The sequence below is a fragment of the Pseudomonas laurylsulfativorans genome, assembly GCF_002906155.1.
Taxonomy (GTDB): domain Bacteria; phylum Pseudomonadota; class Gammaproteobacteria; order Pseudomonadales; family Pseudomonadaceae; genus Aquipseudomonas; species Aquipseudomonas laurylsulfativorans.
In genome coordinates this window covers 376,154-391,619 of sequence record NZ_MUJK01000004.1, presented here as the reverse complement: position 1 = coordinate 391,619, position 15,466 = coordinate 376,154, and the positions used below count along the sequence as shown (strand labels likewise).

At 59.2% G+C, this 15,466-nt stretch carries 10 protein-coding genes and 1 pseudogene; 7 read left to right on the top strand and 4 right to left on the bottom strand.

The genetic code is table 11. The features are described 5' to 3' along the window. Positions 1-443 precede the first annotated feature (443 nt). From B0D71_RS15685 to B0D71_RS15675, 3 genes are all read right to left on the bottom strand, one after another. Positions 444-1,028, bottom strand: a complete 585-nt coding sequence (locus B0D71_RS15685; protein WP_103395571.1) for a YceI family protein — start codon at positions 1,026-1,028, stop codon at positions 444-446. Between the two features lie 137 nt (positions 1,029-1,165). Further along, positions 1,166-1,837, bottom strand: a complete 672-nt coding sequence (locus B0D71_RS15680; protein WP_103395570.1) for a phosphoribosyltransferase — start codon at positions 1,835-1,837, stop codon at positions 1,166-1,168. A gap of 222 nt (positions 1,838-2,059) precedes the next feature. Then, on the bottom strand, positions 2,060-3,418 hold the full coding sequence (locus B0D71_RS15675; protein WP_103395569.1) for an MATE family efflux transporter: 1,359 nt from the start codon (positions 3,416-3,418) through the stop codon (positions 2,060-2,062). 295 nt (positions 3,419-3,713) lie between these two features. Between B0D71_RS15675 and B0D71_RS15670 the strand changes: the two genes are divergently transcribed. Then, positions 3,714-3,986 (top strand): hypothetical protein, encoded by a 273-nt coding sequence (locus tag B0D71_RS15670; RefSeq protein ID WP_103395568.1) that lies wholly within the window; start codon positions 3,714-3,716, stop codon positions 3,984-3,986. Between the two features lie 131 nt (positions 3,987-4,117). On the opposite strand, the gene B0D71_RS15665 is transcribed toward B0D71_RS15670, so the two are convergent. Next, the gene (locus B0D71_RS15665) at positions 4,118-7,930 is read right to left on the bottom strand and encodes a beta strand repeat-containing protein (RefSeq protein WP_103395567.1); all 3,813 of its coding nucleotides are present in this window, start codon (positions 7,928-7,930) and stop codon (positions 4,118-4,120) included. A gap of 1,016 nt (positions 7,931-8,946) precedes the next feature. Between B0D71_RS15665 and B0D71_RS15660 the strand changes: the two genes are divergently transcribed. From B0D71_RS15660 to B0D71_RS15640, 6 genes and pseudogenes are all read left to right on the top strand, one after another. Beyond that, complete coding sequence (locus B0D71_RS15660; RefSeq protein ID WP_103395566.1) at positions 8,947-12,348, top strand: Ig-like domain-containing protein; 3,402 nt, start codon at positions 8,947-8,949, stop codon at positions 12,346-12,348. 435 nt (positions 12,349-12,783) lie between these two features. Beyond that, positions 12,784-13,104 carry an isochorismate lyase gene (locus tag B0D71_RS15655; RefSeq protein ID WP_103395565.1) on the top strand — a complete coding sequence of 107 codons (321 nt, stop codon included), beginning with the start codon at positions 12,784-12,786 and terminating at the stop codon, positions 13,102-13,104. Positions 13,105-13,346: 242 nt separating this feature from the next. Next, positions 13,347-13,481 (top strand): hypothetical protein, encoded by a 135-nt coding sequence (locus B0D71_RS32105; protein WP_276310357.1) that lies wholly within the window; start codon positions 13,347-13,349, stop codon positions 13,479-13,481. Positions 13,482-13,665: 184 nt separating this feature from the next. After that, a pseudogene (locus B0D71_RS15650) lies at positions 13,666-13,857 on the top strand (methyl-accepting chemotaxis protein); the annotation flags it as partial. Between the two features lie 484 nt (positions 13,858-14,341). Continuing rightward, a complete protein-coding gene (locus B0D71_RS15645) occupies positions 14,342-14,746 on the top strand; it encodes an antitoxin Xre-like helix-turn-helix domain-containing protein (protein ID WP_103395564.1) in 405 nt (134 codons plus the stop codon). Next, the gene (locus B0D71_RS15640) at positions 14,740-15,432 is read left to right on the top strand and encodes an RES family NAD+ phosphorylase (protein WP_103395563.1); all 693 of its coding nucleotides are present in this window, start codon (positions 14,740-14,742) and stop codon (positions 15,430-15,432) included. The genes B0D71_RS15645 and B0D71_RS15640 overlap by 7 nt, the downstream gene beginning before the upstream one ends. Positions 15,433-15,466 lie beyond the last annotated feature (34 nt).

Genomic DNA, 15,466 nt, shown 5'->3' with positions numbered 1-15,466 from the left:
GTCACTTGCAGGAGCCAGCTTGCTGGCGATGGTCGTTAACGAAAACACGTCTGAACTGGATAAACGCGGCGCGCTTGAGTCCATCGCCGGCAAGCCGGCTCCTACAGGGTTTGAAGGTCACGCGGTCTCTTGTAGGAGCCAGCTTGCTAGCGATGGTCGTTAACGATAACGCGTGAAAACTGGATAAACGCAGCGCACTTGAGTCCATCGCCGGCAAGCCGGCTCCTACAGGGTTTGAAGGTCACGCGGTCTCTTGTAGGAGCCAGCTTGCTGGCGATGGTCGTTAACGAAAACGCGTCTGAACTGGATTAACGCGGCGCACTTGAGTCCATCGCCGGCAAGCCGGCTCCTACAGGTATCGCGTTATCGGGGGGTGTCCCGGGATTGCGTGAAAAACTTGTTTTTGCGATGACTGTCAGAACGCGTTCGCGAGCAGGCTCCAGTCATCGCTGCGGCGCCACCATGCGAAAGCGGATATTGATCTCGTTGGACACCACACTGTTCGCCCACTCGCCCTCGCCTATTTTGAAGTCGTCACGCTTGATCACCAGATCGCCAACGAAGATGCCAATGGAGCTCTCCGATTTCAGCAGCACCGGCACACTTACCTCCCGAGTGAGCCCGCGCAGGGACAGCTTTCCGGTGATGGTGTAGCGGTTATTGCCGAGGGCCTTGATGGACGTCGATTCGAACGTTGCCACCGGATAAGTCGCGGTGTCGAACCACGCCGGTTTTTGCAGCTCGGTGTTGGCGTCGTCGCTGCCGGCTTCGATGCTGCTCAGGTCGATGGTCAGCGCGGCGTGGGCGCCGCCGGGGTTATCGGTGTCGAAGTCGAGATTGGCCTCGAACTTGCCGAAAGTACCGTAGTTTCGCGAACCCATTTGCTGATAGGTGAAACTCAAGGTGCTGGCCTTGGCGTTCACTTCCTTGTATTCCACGGCTTCAGCGAACGGCGCCAGGCCGAACTGCACCAGGCCGAACACCAATGTGGTGGCCAGGGCGACGCAACGCGCGGATCGAAGGTTCATGGCACTCTCCGGGAGGGCTCCCGTCTTGAGTTGGCGTGCCGCACATGAAAGCTGGCACCAGATGGACTAAAGCAAACAACCGGCGTTTATTCCACTTCCCACGGCGATTTGCGACCACCTGCCGCTGGCTGTCCGCACTACCCACACTCCCGGCGTTGCCACGCCCGCTGCAACAGCGCGATCACCTCGCCATCCGAGGTCTGGGAAAAGTCCACGTACCAATGGCCAATCGACGTGAACCACTCGGGCATCAGCGGGCAGACCAGTTCATCCACCTCGTTGCGCAAGGCCTCCACTGTCTCGATCGGCGCCACCGGCACCGCCACCACGATGCGCGAAGGCGCCTGCACCCGCAGCGCCTGGATTGCCGCCCTCATCGAAGCGCCGGTGGCCAGGCCATCGTCGATCAGGATCACCACCTGATCCTTGAGTTGCACCGGCGCCCGCGCCCCCCGGTAAACCTTCTCGCGGCGCAGCAGTTCGCGGGTTTCCCGTTCGACCACGGCGTCAAACGCGGCGCGATCAATCGGGTGCACGCGCAATGCCTCTTCGTTACAAATCTGGATACCACCGCTGGCAATCGCGCCCATGGCGTACTCCGGGCGAGACGGCACCCCGAGCTTGCGCACCAGCATCAGGTCCAGGCGAACCTTCAGTGCCGTGGCCACTTCATAAGCCACCGGCACGCCGCCACGGGGCAAGGCCAGAATGATCACATCGGGGCGATTGGCGTAAGGCAGCAGCGGCTCAATCAAACGCCGCCCCGCCGCTGGCCGGTCTTGCAGGATGGAATGGGACAAGGGGCTCATTTGAAAACCTCCCCAGGCGATGGCGCCTGTCTTTTTCAGTCACACCGTCCTTTTGTGGCGAAGGCTTTGTGGCGAGGGGGCTTGCCCCCGTTGGGCTGCGCAGCAGCCCCCCAAAAATCTAGCGATCAGTACAATTTTTTGCGAGCGCTTCGCACTCGAATGGAGGCAAGCCCCCTCGCCACAACGTTCAGTGAATAGCATGCCCCTCCCGCTGCGTCCCGCCTACACCAACCGCTCGATCTTCTGATGCTGCCACACCAGCTTGTAATACAGCGTCTGCAACACCAGCATCCCCAGATACGCCACCGGAAACGCCATCCACACCCCTTGCAGCCCGAACTTCGCGTCCAGCAGATACGCCGCCGGCAACTGAATCCCAACTACACAGACAATGGAAATCGCCACCGGCACCATCACCGTGCCGCTGGCGCGCATGATGCCGCCGATGATCGCCTGGAAGCCAAACACCAACAGGCTCCAGAGCATGATGTGCAACAGGTGCTCGGCCATGTTAAGTGTCGCTTCTTCAGTGAGGAACGACGCCAGCAACCAGCTCGACAACAAGTACCCGAGCACCACCAGACCACCGGTCAAACACACGTTGATCATCAGCCCGGTCTTCAGGATCGGCCCGATGCGCTCAATGCGCCCAGCCCCGATCGCCTGCGCCCCGAGGATCGACGCGGTAATCGCAATCGACAGCGCCGGGAACTGCACGTAATTGACGATCTGCGTCACCGCGCCATACGCCGCCGTCGCCTGGGAACCGTGCTGGTTCACCAGCGCCAGAATCACCAGCTCCGACAACGACAACACCACCATCTGCAACCCGGTGGGCAAACCGATGCGCAGCACCTTGCCGAGAATCGCCATGTCCAGCTTCATCGCCGCAAAGAACTCACGGTCCGGCGCCAGCGGATGACCCTTGCCAATCAAGCGCCACGCCAGCAGCCCCATCGCCACCAGGTTACCCACCAACCCGGCAATCGCCGCACTCTGAATCCCCATCGGCGCAAAACCCAACCACCCGCGAATCAACGCCGGCGTCAGCGCCAGACCGACAATGGTCGACACCACCAGCGCCAACAACGGCGACAAGGTATCGCTCACCCCGCGCAACAACTGCGTGAACAACACAAACACCAACAGCGACGGCATGATCCACAACATCACATGGGCATACGCCACCGCATCGTCCAGCACATCCGCCGGCGTCCCCAACCCCACCAACGCCGACCGCGCAAACACACTCCCCACCACCGCCGCTACCAACCCGATCAACACCCCCAACAACACCGTCGCCCCGGCGATGGCCTTCACCAGATGCGTCTCCCGTGCCCCCCACGCCTGCCCGATCAACACCCCCGCACCCGCGCCAAGGCCGATGACCAGGGCGATGAAGAAAAACACGATGGGAAACATCCCCGACACCGCCGCCAGCGCCTGGGTGCCAAGCATCTGGCCGATGTAGATGCTGTTGACCGTGCCGGACATCGATTGCAGGAAGTTCGACAGGACCATCGGGGCGAGGAAAAACAGGTAGGTTTTCCAGAGGGGGCGTTGGGGGTTGGGGGTTTGCATGGGCGAAGATCCATCTCGACGGCGGGAGCGATGATTAAGGATAGCGTTGGTGACTGAAACCAAGGGGCGAAGACCATCTCAGGTCTGTGTTTATATTTCCAGTGACCTGAGGTGAAAGGTCTGAAGTTTCATCGTCGCGGGTCCTACATGAAGCTCGGAATGCCTCACCTCACGCGCTGATCCCGTGCGGCTTATAGTCGGCGCCGTCGCCCTAATGGCGATTCGGGTTTGGCGACCTGATAACAGAGAATGACCGACTGACGGCGTTGAGCCCATCTAAAAGAGATCATTCAAAATGAATCGATACATGCCTCTCACCGGAATTGACCAGGTTCCGGCATCCCTGCTCATCGACACCCAAGCCCCTCTCGACGCCCTGCAAGCCATGGCGGATTACCGTATTCGTGCAGTCACGCAGGTGCTGGAAAACATCGCCTACCGATCCGAACTCGGTTGCGACACTGTAGTGCTGGAAGACTTTTCCAAGCTGCTGGTCATTCCCTTGCGCGATGGGTGCGATTTGATGGAAGTGATTGGGCGGCAGTTGCGGGCACAGGCTGCGGACTGAATGAAAACGGGCGCCAAAGGCGCCCGATTTTTGTCCGAGCAGTAAAGCGGCCAAAAGGAAACAGTCAGATGCGTCTGGAAAATCAAGGGTGACTCGCTGCGCGCCACCCTGTCAGATGCCAGATTCGCAAGTTAAAGCATAAAGTCCGCCGTGGTCGCGCTGTTGAGACCGACTATCTGGATGGCAAACTCGGCGGCGCTGTCGACATCGGTATTGCCGTAGAGCACGCCCCCTGACACTTTCAACTGCCCGGCCGCACTGAAGGCAGCGGTACTGCCGATGACCGAGTTAAAGGCGTCATTGGTGGCCGTCGCCGTGTTGGCATCCAGCGTCGACAGGTCAATCTTGTCGGCTCCCCGGACGAAGTCGCTGATGATGTCCCAGGTGGCGCTGGTCAGCCCCGTTTCAGCGAGGGCGTTGAAATCGAAGATGTCGTTGCCGGCGCCGCCGGTGAGAACATCCTTGCCCATTCCGCCGATCAGGATGTCATTGCCGGTGCCGCCGCTTAGCTGGTTGGCGGCAGCGTTGCCCGTGAGTGTGTCGTTGTAGTTGGAACCCGTGAGGTTTTCGATGGCGATCAGGGTGTCTGAGCCTGAGCCGCCGGTGGCCTGGGCCGTGGTCACGGCGAGGCTGGCGCTGACGGCGCTGCCGGCATAGGCGTAGGAGGCCGTGTCGGTGCCGGTGCCGCCATTGAGCACGTTGTTGCCGGCCCCGGCATAGAGGGTGTTGTTGAGGCTGTTGCCTGTCAGGGCGGCGGCCCCGGTGGCGAGGACCCGACCATATTCGACATTGGTGCCGAGGGTGTAGGCGCCGAGAGAGCTGAAGACCGTGTCGCTGCCGCCGGTGCTGACAATCGCATTGGTTTCAACCACTACGTCGCCAGCGTTGTCGACGTAGTAGAGGTCGGAACCATCGCCGCCCGTCATCCTGTCAACGCCTGCGCCGCCATCCAGAACGTCATTGCCCGCCCCACCGTCGAGCGTATCGTTACCGACGCCACCGTTCAGCAAGTTAGCCGCGGCGTTGCCCGTGAGCGTGTCGTTGTAGTTGGAACCGGTGAGGTTTTCGATGGCGATCAGGGTATCGGCGCCCGAGCCGCCGGTGGCCTGGGCCGTGGTCACGGCGAGACTGACGGTGACTGCACTGCCGGCATAGAAGTAGGACGCCGTATCGACGCCGGTGCCGCCATTGAGGACGTTGTTGCCGACTTCGGCATAGAGGGTGTTGTTGAGGTCGTTGCCCGTGAGGGCGGCGATCCCGGTGGCGAGGAGGCGACCGTTCTCGACATTGTCGCTGAGGGTGTAGGCGCCGAGAGAGCTGTAGACCATGTCGCTGCCGCCGGTGCTGGCCGTGGCATTGGTTTCAACCACGGCGTCGCCAGCGTTGTCGACGTAGTAGATGTCGGAGCCATCACCGCCCGTCATCCCGTCGGAGCCAGTGCCACCATTCAAAACGTCATTGCCCCCACCACCGTCGAGCGTATCGTTTTCGGCACCACCGCTCAGCAGGTTGGCGGCGGCGTTGCCCGTCAGCCTGTCGTTGTAGTTGGAGCCGGTGAGATTTTCGATGGCGATCAGGGTGTCGGCGCCTGACCCGCCGGTGGCCTGGGCCGTGGTCGCGGCCAGGCTGACGGTGATTGCGCTGCCGGCATAGAGGTAGGAGGCGGTGTCGACGCCGATGCCACCATTGAGGACGTTGTTGCCGACCCCGGCATAAAGGGTGTTGTTCAGGCCGTTACCCGTCAGGGCGGCGATGCCGGTGGCGAGGACGCGCCCATTCTCGACATGGGTGCCGAGGGTGTAGGCGTTGAGAAAGCTGTAGACCGTGTCGCTGCCGCCGGTGCTGGCCGTGGCATTGGTTTCAACCACGACGTCAGCCGCGTTGTCGACGTAGTAGATGTCAGAACCATCATCCCCCGTCATCCTGTCGACGCCTGCGCCGCCATTTAAAAAGTCATTGCCGGCACCGCCGTAGAGCAGGTTGGCGGCAGCGTTACCGGTCAGCGTGTTGGCGAGGCTGTTGCCCGTGCCTGTGAGCGCCGCGTTGCCCGTGAGGGTCAGGTTCTCCTGGTAGTTGCCGAGGGTGCGGCTGACGCTGGAAACGACGGTGTCAACGCCACCGGTGGCGGAGGTTTCGGTGACCACGTCGCTGGCATGGTCGACGTAGTAGATGTCATTGCCCAGGCCGCCGATCATCACATCGGCGCCGGCACCGCCGTTGAGCGTATTGGCGGCGGCGTTGCCGGTCAGCGTGTTGGCGAGGCCGTTACCGGTGCCATTGATCGTTGAAGTCCCGGTAAGCGTCAGGTTCTCCAGGTTGGCACCCAGCACCCAGCTCACAGCCGACTTGACCGTGTCAGTGCCGGCACCCAGCTCTTCACGAAGTTGAATCAGGCTGTCGCCCACTGCATAAGTATCATTGCCGGTGCCCCCGGCCAGCAGCATGTTGCCTTGACCGTTCAGCGTGTCGTCACCGCTCCCGCCAGTGACCTCCAGCCGCATCGCGGTGCCATCGGCACTGAAGCGCTGGACATGGATACCGTCATTAACATGACTGGACTGTCCGACAGACATCCAGGTCACTGCCCAGCCGCCGTCTTCCAGAGACGTGACTTTGGCGGAAACCTGATAGCCGTCAGTGGTGGTGTTGACCAGGGTTTCGCCACCGACGGCTTGGCCCGCGGCGTTGTAGCGCTGGGCATAGATAGCCATCACACTGCCATCCTGTTCGCCACCCGCTTCCCAGGTCACCACCCAGCCGCCATCAGCCAATGCCGTTACATCGGAGAAACTCTGAGATTGAGTGGCAAAGTGAGGGTTGTTTATGACGAGGGTTTCACCGCCGACCGCCTGACCATTAGCGTTATAGCGCTGGAAGTAGATATCGTCACCATTGCCTGCTATGAAGGATGACCAGCTCACCAGCCATCCACCATCGTTCAAGGCCGTGACCGCAGGAATGTACTGGACATCAAGCGTGTTGGTATTTACCTGAGTTTCGCTGCCGACCCTGTTACCGGTTGCATCGTAACGCTGGGCATAAATATCGAAGCGGCTTTCGCCCGGGTGATTCGCATGCCAGGTCACCAGCCAGCCACCGTCCTTCAGGGCAGTCACGTCAGAGCTGTACTGTGCGATCTGATTATCCCCAGTCGTCGTATTGACCTGGGTTTCACCCCCCACAGCCGTGCCCGCCGCGTTATAGCGTTGGGACTCGATCGTGAAGTTATTGCCACCGACGTCCCGCGACATCCATACCACCAGCCAACCACCATCACCCAGTGCTGTAACAGCGGGGCTGTCCTGGCTGTCAATCGTGTGGGTATTGACGCGCCATTGACCGCCCACGGCATCACCAGCCTCGTTGAAACGCCGGGCATAGATGCCGCCAGTGTCGCCATCCTCCCCATAGGACTGCCAGGTCACCACCCAGCCGCCGTCAGCCAGCCCGGCGACATCGGAATATCCCTGGGCGCGTAGCGTAGGGGAGACAGCAATCTCATCGCCCAGCTTCTCGCCTGCAGCGTTGTAGCGCTGGATTACAATATCGCTGCCATAGGTTGGATCACTGTTCTGCAAGGACACCAGCCACCCACCGTCGGCCAGACCGGTAATGGAGATACTGTCCTGAACTAACGGCGTAAGCGTACTAACCCGACTTTCACCGCCCGCTTTGACGCTCAGAACCCTGTCGGCGAATTGCAGGCTTTCGATATTACGCAGGTAATCGGTACCTTCATCGCCACCCACGACATTCAGGTCGGTGACCGTCAGTTGGCCGTTGCTCCATCCAAAGCGGTAGTCGGCGGCGTTGCCCGTATAGATGGCGGTATCTTGGCCCGCACCACCGTCGAGGGTGTCATCTCCCGCCAGGCCGGTAATGCTGTCGGGCTCACTTGTCCCCAAACGATCATCGTTGCTCGTAGTGCCTGTTATCACGGCCATGTGTGATTGTTCCTTCATTCAGGGCCGCAAGTGGCAACCCACGCGGCGGTGTTGTTATTTGTCACCAGTAACAGGCGAGGTGAAGTCGCCGGGCATTGCATCGAAATTCGTCGAGGCCACGTAGGTCAGCACTCATTTTCATTCAGTTCACTCATGGCCAAGGTGCTGCGCTGGTGAACTGGGTGACAAACTCGGCTGCGCCCGCTTGCAACCTTCTACTGCCCGGCCGCACAGAAAGTGGCATTCATTGTATATAGCCATTTGCCACTTAGCTTGTCCGGTCGTCGCCTCCCATCACTTGGGCAAGCAGATTAGGACAGGACAGTGGTCGTTACTTTTTGGCATACGCAGGCATAGCCCGCAGACAAAATGCGAGAAGGATCAAGGGGGAAACAAGGGCATCCGCTTGACGATCACGAATGACTGCATCAATCGACTGTAGCCCTTGGCGAGAGGCAGCAACCGTGAGAAAGAGTCCACACATGAAGCTTATGCGCATTGCGGTCGACCTGGCCAAGAACGTGTTTAAGATCCACGGCGTGGATTGCCATGAACAACCCATCTGACGGCAATGCCTACCGCGTGATCGCTGGCTGCAAACGGTGCTCGCTTCTATTCCAGCACAGTCTCTTCTGGCTTCAACATCTACGACAATAAGGAAAAGTGTCGCCTTCCCCTTTTCATTTTCAACGCGAGCGCAAGCAGATACGGCGTGTAACGCGAAAAACTCAGAGCAGTTATTCAATTCAATGGATTGATCGCGACCACCGAAGTGGCTTATAGGTCATAGAGTAAGACGACACTGAATTAGAACTTCCTCTATCTCCAGCAATGGGGAACTTCACCCACCCAATCACGCAGTTACCCTCTAAGTAAATTCGCATGCTCAAGTTACGCGCATCTATTCAACCCATTGATATAAATAAACTTTTACTCTAACACTAATTATTGGCGCAACTTTTGCGTTGGGTGACTTGCTTGCGTCGACTATACGGGCGCGCCCCGAGAGAACCAACATGGAAAGTACATCTGACTTCAAGTCGCTCGGATTTTTTAGAAGAGCGAGCCTCTCCACCTTCATGCTGATCAATATGAGCCTGAGTACGGCCAACGCCGGACCGCTGGACGATGTCAGCCAACCACCGCCTACCGATCCGTCGGCCTATGCCAATCCATCGGCCGATGAAGCCGCCGCCCTGGAAGCCTTGAAGCTGTTGCCAGAAGCCAACCAGGGCGCTATCGCTCTGCCTGATGGCGCGTACGGTGATCGCAACACGCCGCGGGCCGACAACGTGCTGCCACCGAGCCTGCAGACCTCATTCAACTTCCCCACCAATGGCAAACCCAGCCCATTGTTCGGGGCCCTGCCTTTCACCCAACAACTGCTTTTGTTCGAGGAGTTCGGCACCGAGAAACTCGACCCGACGCTGCCGGCACCGCCCCTGACCTTCCCGGTGCCGACCGTCGGCCCGGCACCGGCGCAGGACCCGAACAGCATCGCCCGCAGCGGCCCTTCGGCCACGGCGCTGGAAGCCTTCATGCGCCAGCCGGGGCTGTACCCGTTTCCATCGCAGTTTTCCAACGTGCTGGACCGCAACCCGTGGAAAGGGCAGATCGAAGCCTTCCTCAACCGTCATCCGGTCGGCTCGCCAGCCGAGGGGCGTCCGCCAGGAAAAGGCTGGTCGCACCAGCGCTGGAACGAGTTTTACCCACAGGTCGCCTTCAAGACCGTGCAAGCGGGCGCCAAGCTCAACGGCGGCATGCGCGACCGCAGGCAACTGCACAACTATGCCGTCGGTGAGTTCGGGCCAGGCGGGCTCTACTACCAGACCTCGGACATCCCGACCACCACGGGCACGACCAAAGGCATCGACACCCGTTTCCACCCCAACTTTCCCCTGCAAAATCACAAATCACTGTGGACCTTCGACGGCACCTTTCCGCCAAAACTGCTGATGGTGCGTTACGGCCAACCGACGTTGATGCGTCACTACAACGCCCTGCCTATTGACCCCGCCGCCAACGCCGGTTTTGGCCTGCACACCATCAGTACCCACGAACACAACGGCCACTCCCCGGCCGAGAGCGATGGCTATGCCAACGCATTCTTCTTCCCGGGGCAGTATTACGACTACCGCTGGCCGATCCAATTGGCCGGCTACGACACCATCAACACCAAGGCTGAAGACCCACGCGCGGCGTTCCCCTGCGCCCCGGGCGAAACCCTGTATGTCAACGACGCCACGCCGGGCCTGAAGACGTGCAACAACGGCAGCATCAAGATCCGTGGCGACTGGCGTGAAACCATGAGTACCCATTGGTTCCACGACCATATGCTCGATTTCACCGCGCAGAACGTCTACAAGGGCAACGCGGTGATGATGAACTACTACAGCGCCCTGGATCGTGGCAACGAAGCGCTGCAGGACGGCGTCAACCTGCGCCTGCCTAGCGGCTCAGCATTGCCTTGGGGTAACCGCGATTACGACGTCAACCTGGTAGTCGCGGACAAGGCTTGGGATGCCAACGGTCAGTTGTGGTTCAACCCGTTCAACACCGACGGCTTCCTCGGTGATCAGATCCTGGTCAACTGGCAGTACCAGCCGCGCCTGAAAGTGCGCGCGCGCAGTTATCGCTTCCGCATCCTCAACGGCTCGGTGTCGCGTTACTTCAAGATTGCTGTGGTGCGCGAAATCGCCGGTAACCGTGGCGAATTCCCCGGACCGTCCGGCTCAGGCGTTTCATACGCCCGCGTGCCGTTTCACATGATCGGCAACGACGGCAACCTGATGGAACATGCGGTGCCATTCGACGGCAGCATGGACCTGGACGGCGAAGGCGATAAACAGCGCCACAACGCCATCCTGCCGACGCAGGCGATCGCCGAGCGTTACGACATCATCATCAACTTCGCGAAAAACGGCATCGTGCCGGGCGACAAGCTGTACTTCGTTAACCTCATGGAGCACCAGACCGGCAAGGGCCCGCAGAAAGAGGAAGTGAGTCTGGCCGACGTACTCTCCGAAAAATACAAAGCGGTGATCAAGCAAACCAGTAAAGGCCCGCAATGGGACAAGGGTGACCCGGTCGTGGGCAAGTTCCTGCAACTGCTGGTGCAGCCTTACAGTGGCCAGGACGTGAGCATGAACCCCGCCGACTACGAACCCGCCAAACCGGGTAAAGCAGCCGGAAAAATCATGATCCCGTTGACGCTCAATCGTGATGACCCGGCGGTTCAGGCCAAACTCAAAGTGGCCCGGCATCGCGAGTTCATCTTCGGCCGCTCCGACGGTACCGACGAAGCACCGTGGACCGTCAAGACTGACGGTGGTTTTGGTTACAGCATGGACCCACGCCGGATCGACGCTGCGCCGCAACTGGCCACCGGCCCGACCGACGCTGGGTTCTCTGGCGACGGCACCCTCGAAGTATGGAAAGTCAAGAACGGCGGCAATGGCTGGAGCCACCCGGTGCACGTGCACTTTGAGGAAGGGATCATCCTCAGCCGCGACGGTAAAGCACCACCGGAATGGGAAAAGGGTGCGCGCAAGGACGTCTATCGTATCGGCCAGGAAGTCGACAGTTCGGTGGATGTGGAAATGGCCATTCGTTTCCGCGAGTTCGCTGGCACCTACATGGAGCACTGTCACAACACCCAGCACGAAGACAACTCGATGCTACTGCGTTGGGATATCGAGCATCCCGGCCAGTTCCAGTTGATGCCAACGCCCCTGCCTGGCTGGGACGGTGTCACCTATGTGAACTCCGCCGCGCTGCCGACTTTCCGCTCCGGTGGTAAAGGTGACGACGATAACCAAGGCGAAAACAAAAAACCGATCGCCAACCCCGACAGTGCCATCAGCAGCAACGGCCAACCGGTGACCATCAACGTTCTGGCCAACGACAGCGACCCTGACGGCAACGTGCCACTTAAAGTAGTAGGACTGGAGCAACCAGACTCCGGCAAAGGCACGGTCACTACCGATGGCGTGCGCGTGATCTACACGCCACCTACCACGGTTGCTGCGCCGTTCACCGCGACCTTTACCTATCAGGCCAGTGATGCCAAGGATGCCGTGTCGGCACCGGCGACGGTGTCCGTGGCCGTCTCGGCACCGGTGACCGTCAACGAAGACCTGATCGTCACCAGCGCTTCCGTCACGTCCCGCAGCAACAGCCGCTACACCTGGGATCTGGCCGGCACGACGTCGCGCGGCACGGGCAACACCCTCACAGTGACGGTCTCGACCACGGCAGGGCCGCTGAACCTCGGCACGGCCACCCTCACGCCAACCGGCACGGGTGCTCGCTGGCGAGTGTCGGTCACGACGACCGGCGCTGGCCCGTCGTCCAGCCCGACGGTGACCATCACCTCGGCGTTCGGCAAGTCGGTCAAGGCACCGATAGCCGCGCACTAGCGCCGCTTGATTGACGCCCGGTCCACGCAATGTGGCCCGGGCGTTTTTTTGAGACTCTGTCTCGCTTTTTCATTCATTCGATGCTTGGTTGCGACACGGCGGTGTTGTGCGCTTTCCAAGCTGCTGGCCATTCCATTGCGCGATGGTTGTGATTTGATGAATTTGATTGGACTGAGGTTGCGGGCGCAGGCAGCGCAGTGAATGAAAGCGGGTGATTAATGCGCTCGTTGTCTGTTTGGCAAAAAAATCAGGCCCCTTTGCTCTTTAATTAAAAACTCCGCCAGTTCTTGATCAAAATCAACCATTCAGATTTGACTATGACATTGGAGAGAGAGGCAGAGGCCAGGCTGTATCTCCACACTCTCGGGGGAAGTAAGATCCCTGACAGCACTTCAGCAGTGCTCACAGTTTTTTTCAGCAAACGGAGTTACCCACATGGAAGTTTCCAATCATTTGCAACCTGCAGAGTGTGCAGGAATGGAGGACATCAGACGCGAGATCGATGCCCTCGATCAGGCCGTTATCAAGCTGTTGGGCAGACGTTTTCAGTACGTAATTGCTGCTTCGAAATTCAAGACATCTGCGGCCTCGGTGCGTGCCCAGGAACGATTCAATACCATGCTTGCGACTCGTCGTGAGTGGGCTAAGGCCGAAGGCCTGAGCCCGGATGCCATCGCGAAGATGTATAGCGACCTGGTTAACCATTTCATTGCCGAGGAGATGAAACACTGGTCGGCGCAATTATCTGAATCCTGACCCCGACACCTTGGATATCCAGCCCAGAATTCAGCCCCGCGACACTCCCCTTCTACAGAAAGCTTGCGAGCACAAGCAGCGGAGTAAACGAAAACGGGTGCCTAATCAGGCGCCCGTTTTGTTTACGCCGCATGCAGCGGGTTTTGGTCGCTCACAACACGCCAAACGCCCCTGCACACAGTCGATTAGCTAAACTTCATGGGTAAAACACCTCGCGTAACCCTGAACGTCAGGAGGCGAACATGAGCAAGCAACCTCAACCCCAAAGCCGCTCCAACCCCCAACCCAGATCACGCCCGCTCGTGCCGAACCTGCCGAGCAAAACCGGTAACACGTCCGGTGGCTTGCGCGGTAACTATCCGCCGAAGAAATCGTAATGACCTCGTTTACGGCAGGCTTTGCAACGGAGTCTGTCGTACTCCCCGTCGCTTCAGCATTACTTGCCTCTATATCGGACATTGTTTTCCACAGGCGACGTCGTACCCGCCTGGAGTGATGGCCAAGGGCTACGCCCTCCACGGTCTCTCACATACACCGCGACCATGCCGGCAAACGATTTGTCTCAATGGGCGGATTTTCACGACGACCCGCGAACAATCCACGGCGAGTGTCGAGATTGTCGGGCGCTTGCAGTCGGTGCAGAGCATCGCGCAGAACACGGCGGATGATGTGCAGACGCTGGCGTCGAGCAGTCGGCGCTTGCCGCCTATTGCGACTCGGCTGGATGCGTTGGGGCGCACGTTTCATCAATGATGCAGCCGTGGGCACCGCGTTTATTCGCAATGGGAAAAAAAGGCGGGCAACCCGGTGGCCGCGCTAGTTGCAGCGGTACATGAGGACGCCGCAGCGAAGTAATTGAATACCGGAGCCCGTCTTGTATTTGTTGGCGATTGAATCTTCAGAATCCTGGAGTTTTTCTCAAACAAATTTGTGAAATAAAACGTGAAGGCGGCTCAGTTAAAAAGCTCCACGAAGCGGCATCAAAGCCAACAAAATCAGGCTTTTTAAGCGATTAGCCATATGAAATAAAATGCGAAGGCAAGACCTGACTCTTCAGTTGTCGAGGCGATGCTGGGACACCTTTCAGTCAGGGTTTGGCCGGCAGACGATCCCTCCCTCACCACCAGCTGAATTCTTCGTTGCATTGGCATGCCGGGCCCATCCGTCGCACCAGCATTGCTCTACAGATTCAATCTATCTACATTTGAATCTATAGACGCGATACAAGGACACGAACATGGCCGTCCCCCTGCAACCCCAATCCTTCACTAAAAACCAATGCGTCACCGGCCTGCGCGCCGCCGTGAGCATTCTGGAAAAGTGGAAAGCCACCAGCGACCAGGCCTGTCGCATCCTGCGTATTTCCCGCAGCACCTACACCCGCGCCCGCCAACGTGACCCGGATTGGGCGGTGGCGCTGGATGCGGACCAGATGCAGCGCATCAGTTTTGTGCTGAACATGCATGCAACGTTGCGGCTGGTGTTCGACAACCCGGACAACGTGTATGGCTTTGCCTCGATGACCAATGACAATGAGTTTTTCAATGGCCGCAGCCCGTTGGAGATCATGGCTCAGGGCGACATGATTTCGCTGTATGAAACCTTCCGCCGCATCGACATGCTGCGGGGTGCGCAATGGTGATGGCGAGTGAGCTGGCGGTGTTTGCCGGTCAGTCGTTGCAGGCATATCGCCTGGTCAATTCGAAGTTTCCGCCGATTGCGTTGTTTGATGATGTGGCGGACGCGGATGAGTTCGAGGTGTTGTTCGAGATTCAGGCACTGACCAATCCGCGATTGAAGAATGAGGTGGGTCAGCTGGAGTTGATTGCGCGTAGCGAGATTCCGTTCGGCATTGCAGGCTGCTCTTATGCCATCGCGCCGTTTACTCATGTGAACCCGGCGGGTTCGCGTTTCAGTGATGGTAATTTTGGCGTGTTGTACCTGGCGGATTCGATGGAAGCGGCGCTGGCCGAGGTCAGGCATCACCAGAGTCTGTATTGGTCGAAGGTGCCGAGCCTGAACTATGAGCGGTTTGTGTTTCGCGGGTTGGCCTGTGCGTTTGGCGATGGCGGGATGAAGGACGCCACCGCCCTGCCGCTGACCGATCCGGTGTATGCGCCGGACGATTACAGCCATTCCCGTGTTCTGGGGCGGGCGGTGCGGGATGCCGGTTGTCCGGGTTTGCGTTATCACTCGGTGCGCATGCCGGGCAGCCATTGCTGGGCGTTGATGACGCCGAGGCCGGTGTCTTCGATTGTTCAAGCAGCGCATTACGAGATGGTGTGGAATGGGCAGATCACCAGTGTGAGCCAGATCAGCGAGGCTTGAATACTTTGCGATTTGTTGCCCTGAAATCTGTGAG

What these genes read in the sequence shown, in the direction of transcription:
- B0D71_RS15685 (WP_103395571.1), bottom strand. Translation starts at nt 1,028, where the DNA reads ATGAACCTTCGATCCGCGCGTTGCGTCGCCCTGGCCACCACATTGGTG.
- B0D71_RS15680 (WP_103395570.1), bottom strand. Translation starts at nt 1,837, where the DNA reads ATGAGCCCCTTGTCCCATTCCATCCTGCAAGACCGGCCAGCGGCGGGG.
- B0D71_RS15675 (WP_103395569.1), bottom strand. Translation starts at nt 3,418, where the DNA reads ATGCAAACCCCCAACCCCCAACGCCCCCTCTGGAAAACCTACCTGTTT.
- B0D71_RS15670 (WP_103395568.1), top strand. Translation starts at nt 3,714, where the DNA reads ATGAATCGATACATGCCTCTCACCGGAATTGACCAGGTTCCGGCATCC.
- B0D71_RS15665 (WP_103395567.1), bottom strand. Translation starts at nt 7,930, where the DNA reads ATGGCCGTGATAACAGGCACTACGAGCAACGATGATCGTTTGGGGACA.
- B0D71_RS15660 (WP_103395566.1), top strand. Translation starts at nt 8,947, where the DNA reads ATGGAAAGTACATCTGACTTCAAGTCGCTCGGATTTTTTAGAAGAGCG.
- B0D71_RS15655 (WP_103395565.1), top strand. Translation starts at nt 12,784, where the DNA reads ATGGAAGTTTCCAATCATTTGCAACCTGCAGAGTGTGCAGGAATGGAG.
- B0D71_RS32105 (WP_276310357.1), top strand. Translation starts at nt 13,347, where the DNA reads ATGAGCAAGCAACCTCAACCCCAAAGCCGCTCCAACCCCCAACCCAGA.
- B0D71_RS15645 (WP_103395564.1), top strand. Translation starts at nt 14,342, where the DNA reads ATGGCCGTCCCCCTGCAACCCCAATCCTTCACTAAAAACCAATGCGTC.
- B0D71_RS15640 (WP_103395563.1), top strand. Translation starts at nt 14,740, where the DNA reads ATGGTGATGGCGAGTGAGCTGGCGGTGTTTGCCGGTCAGTCGTTGCAG.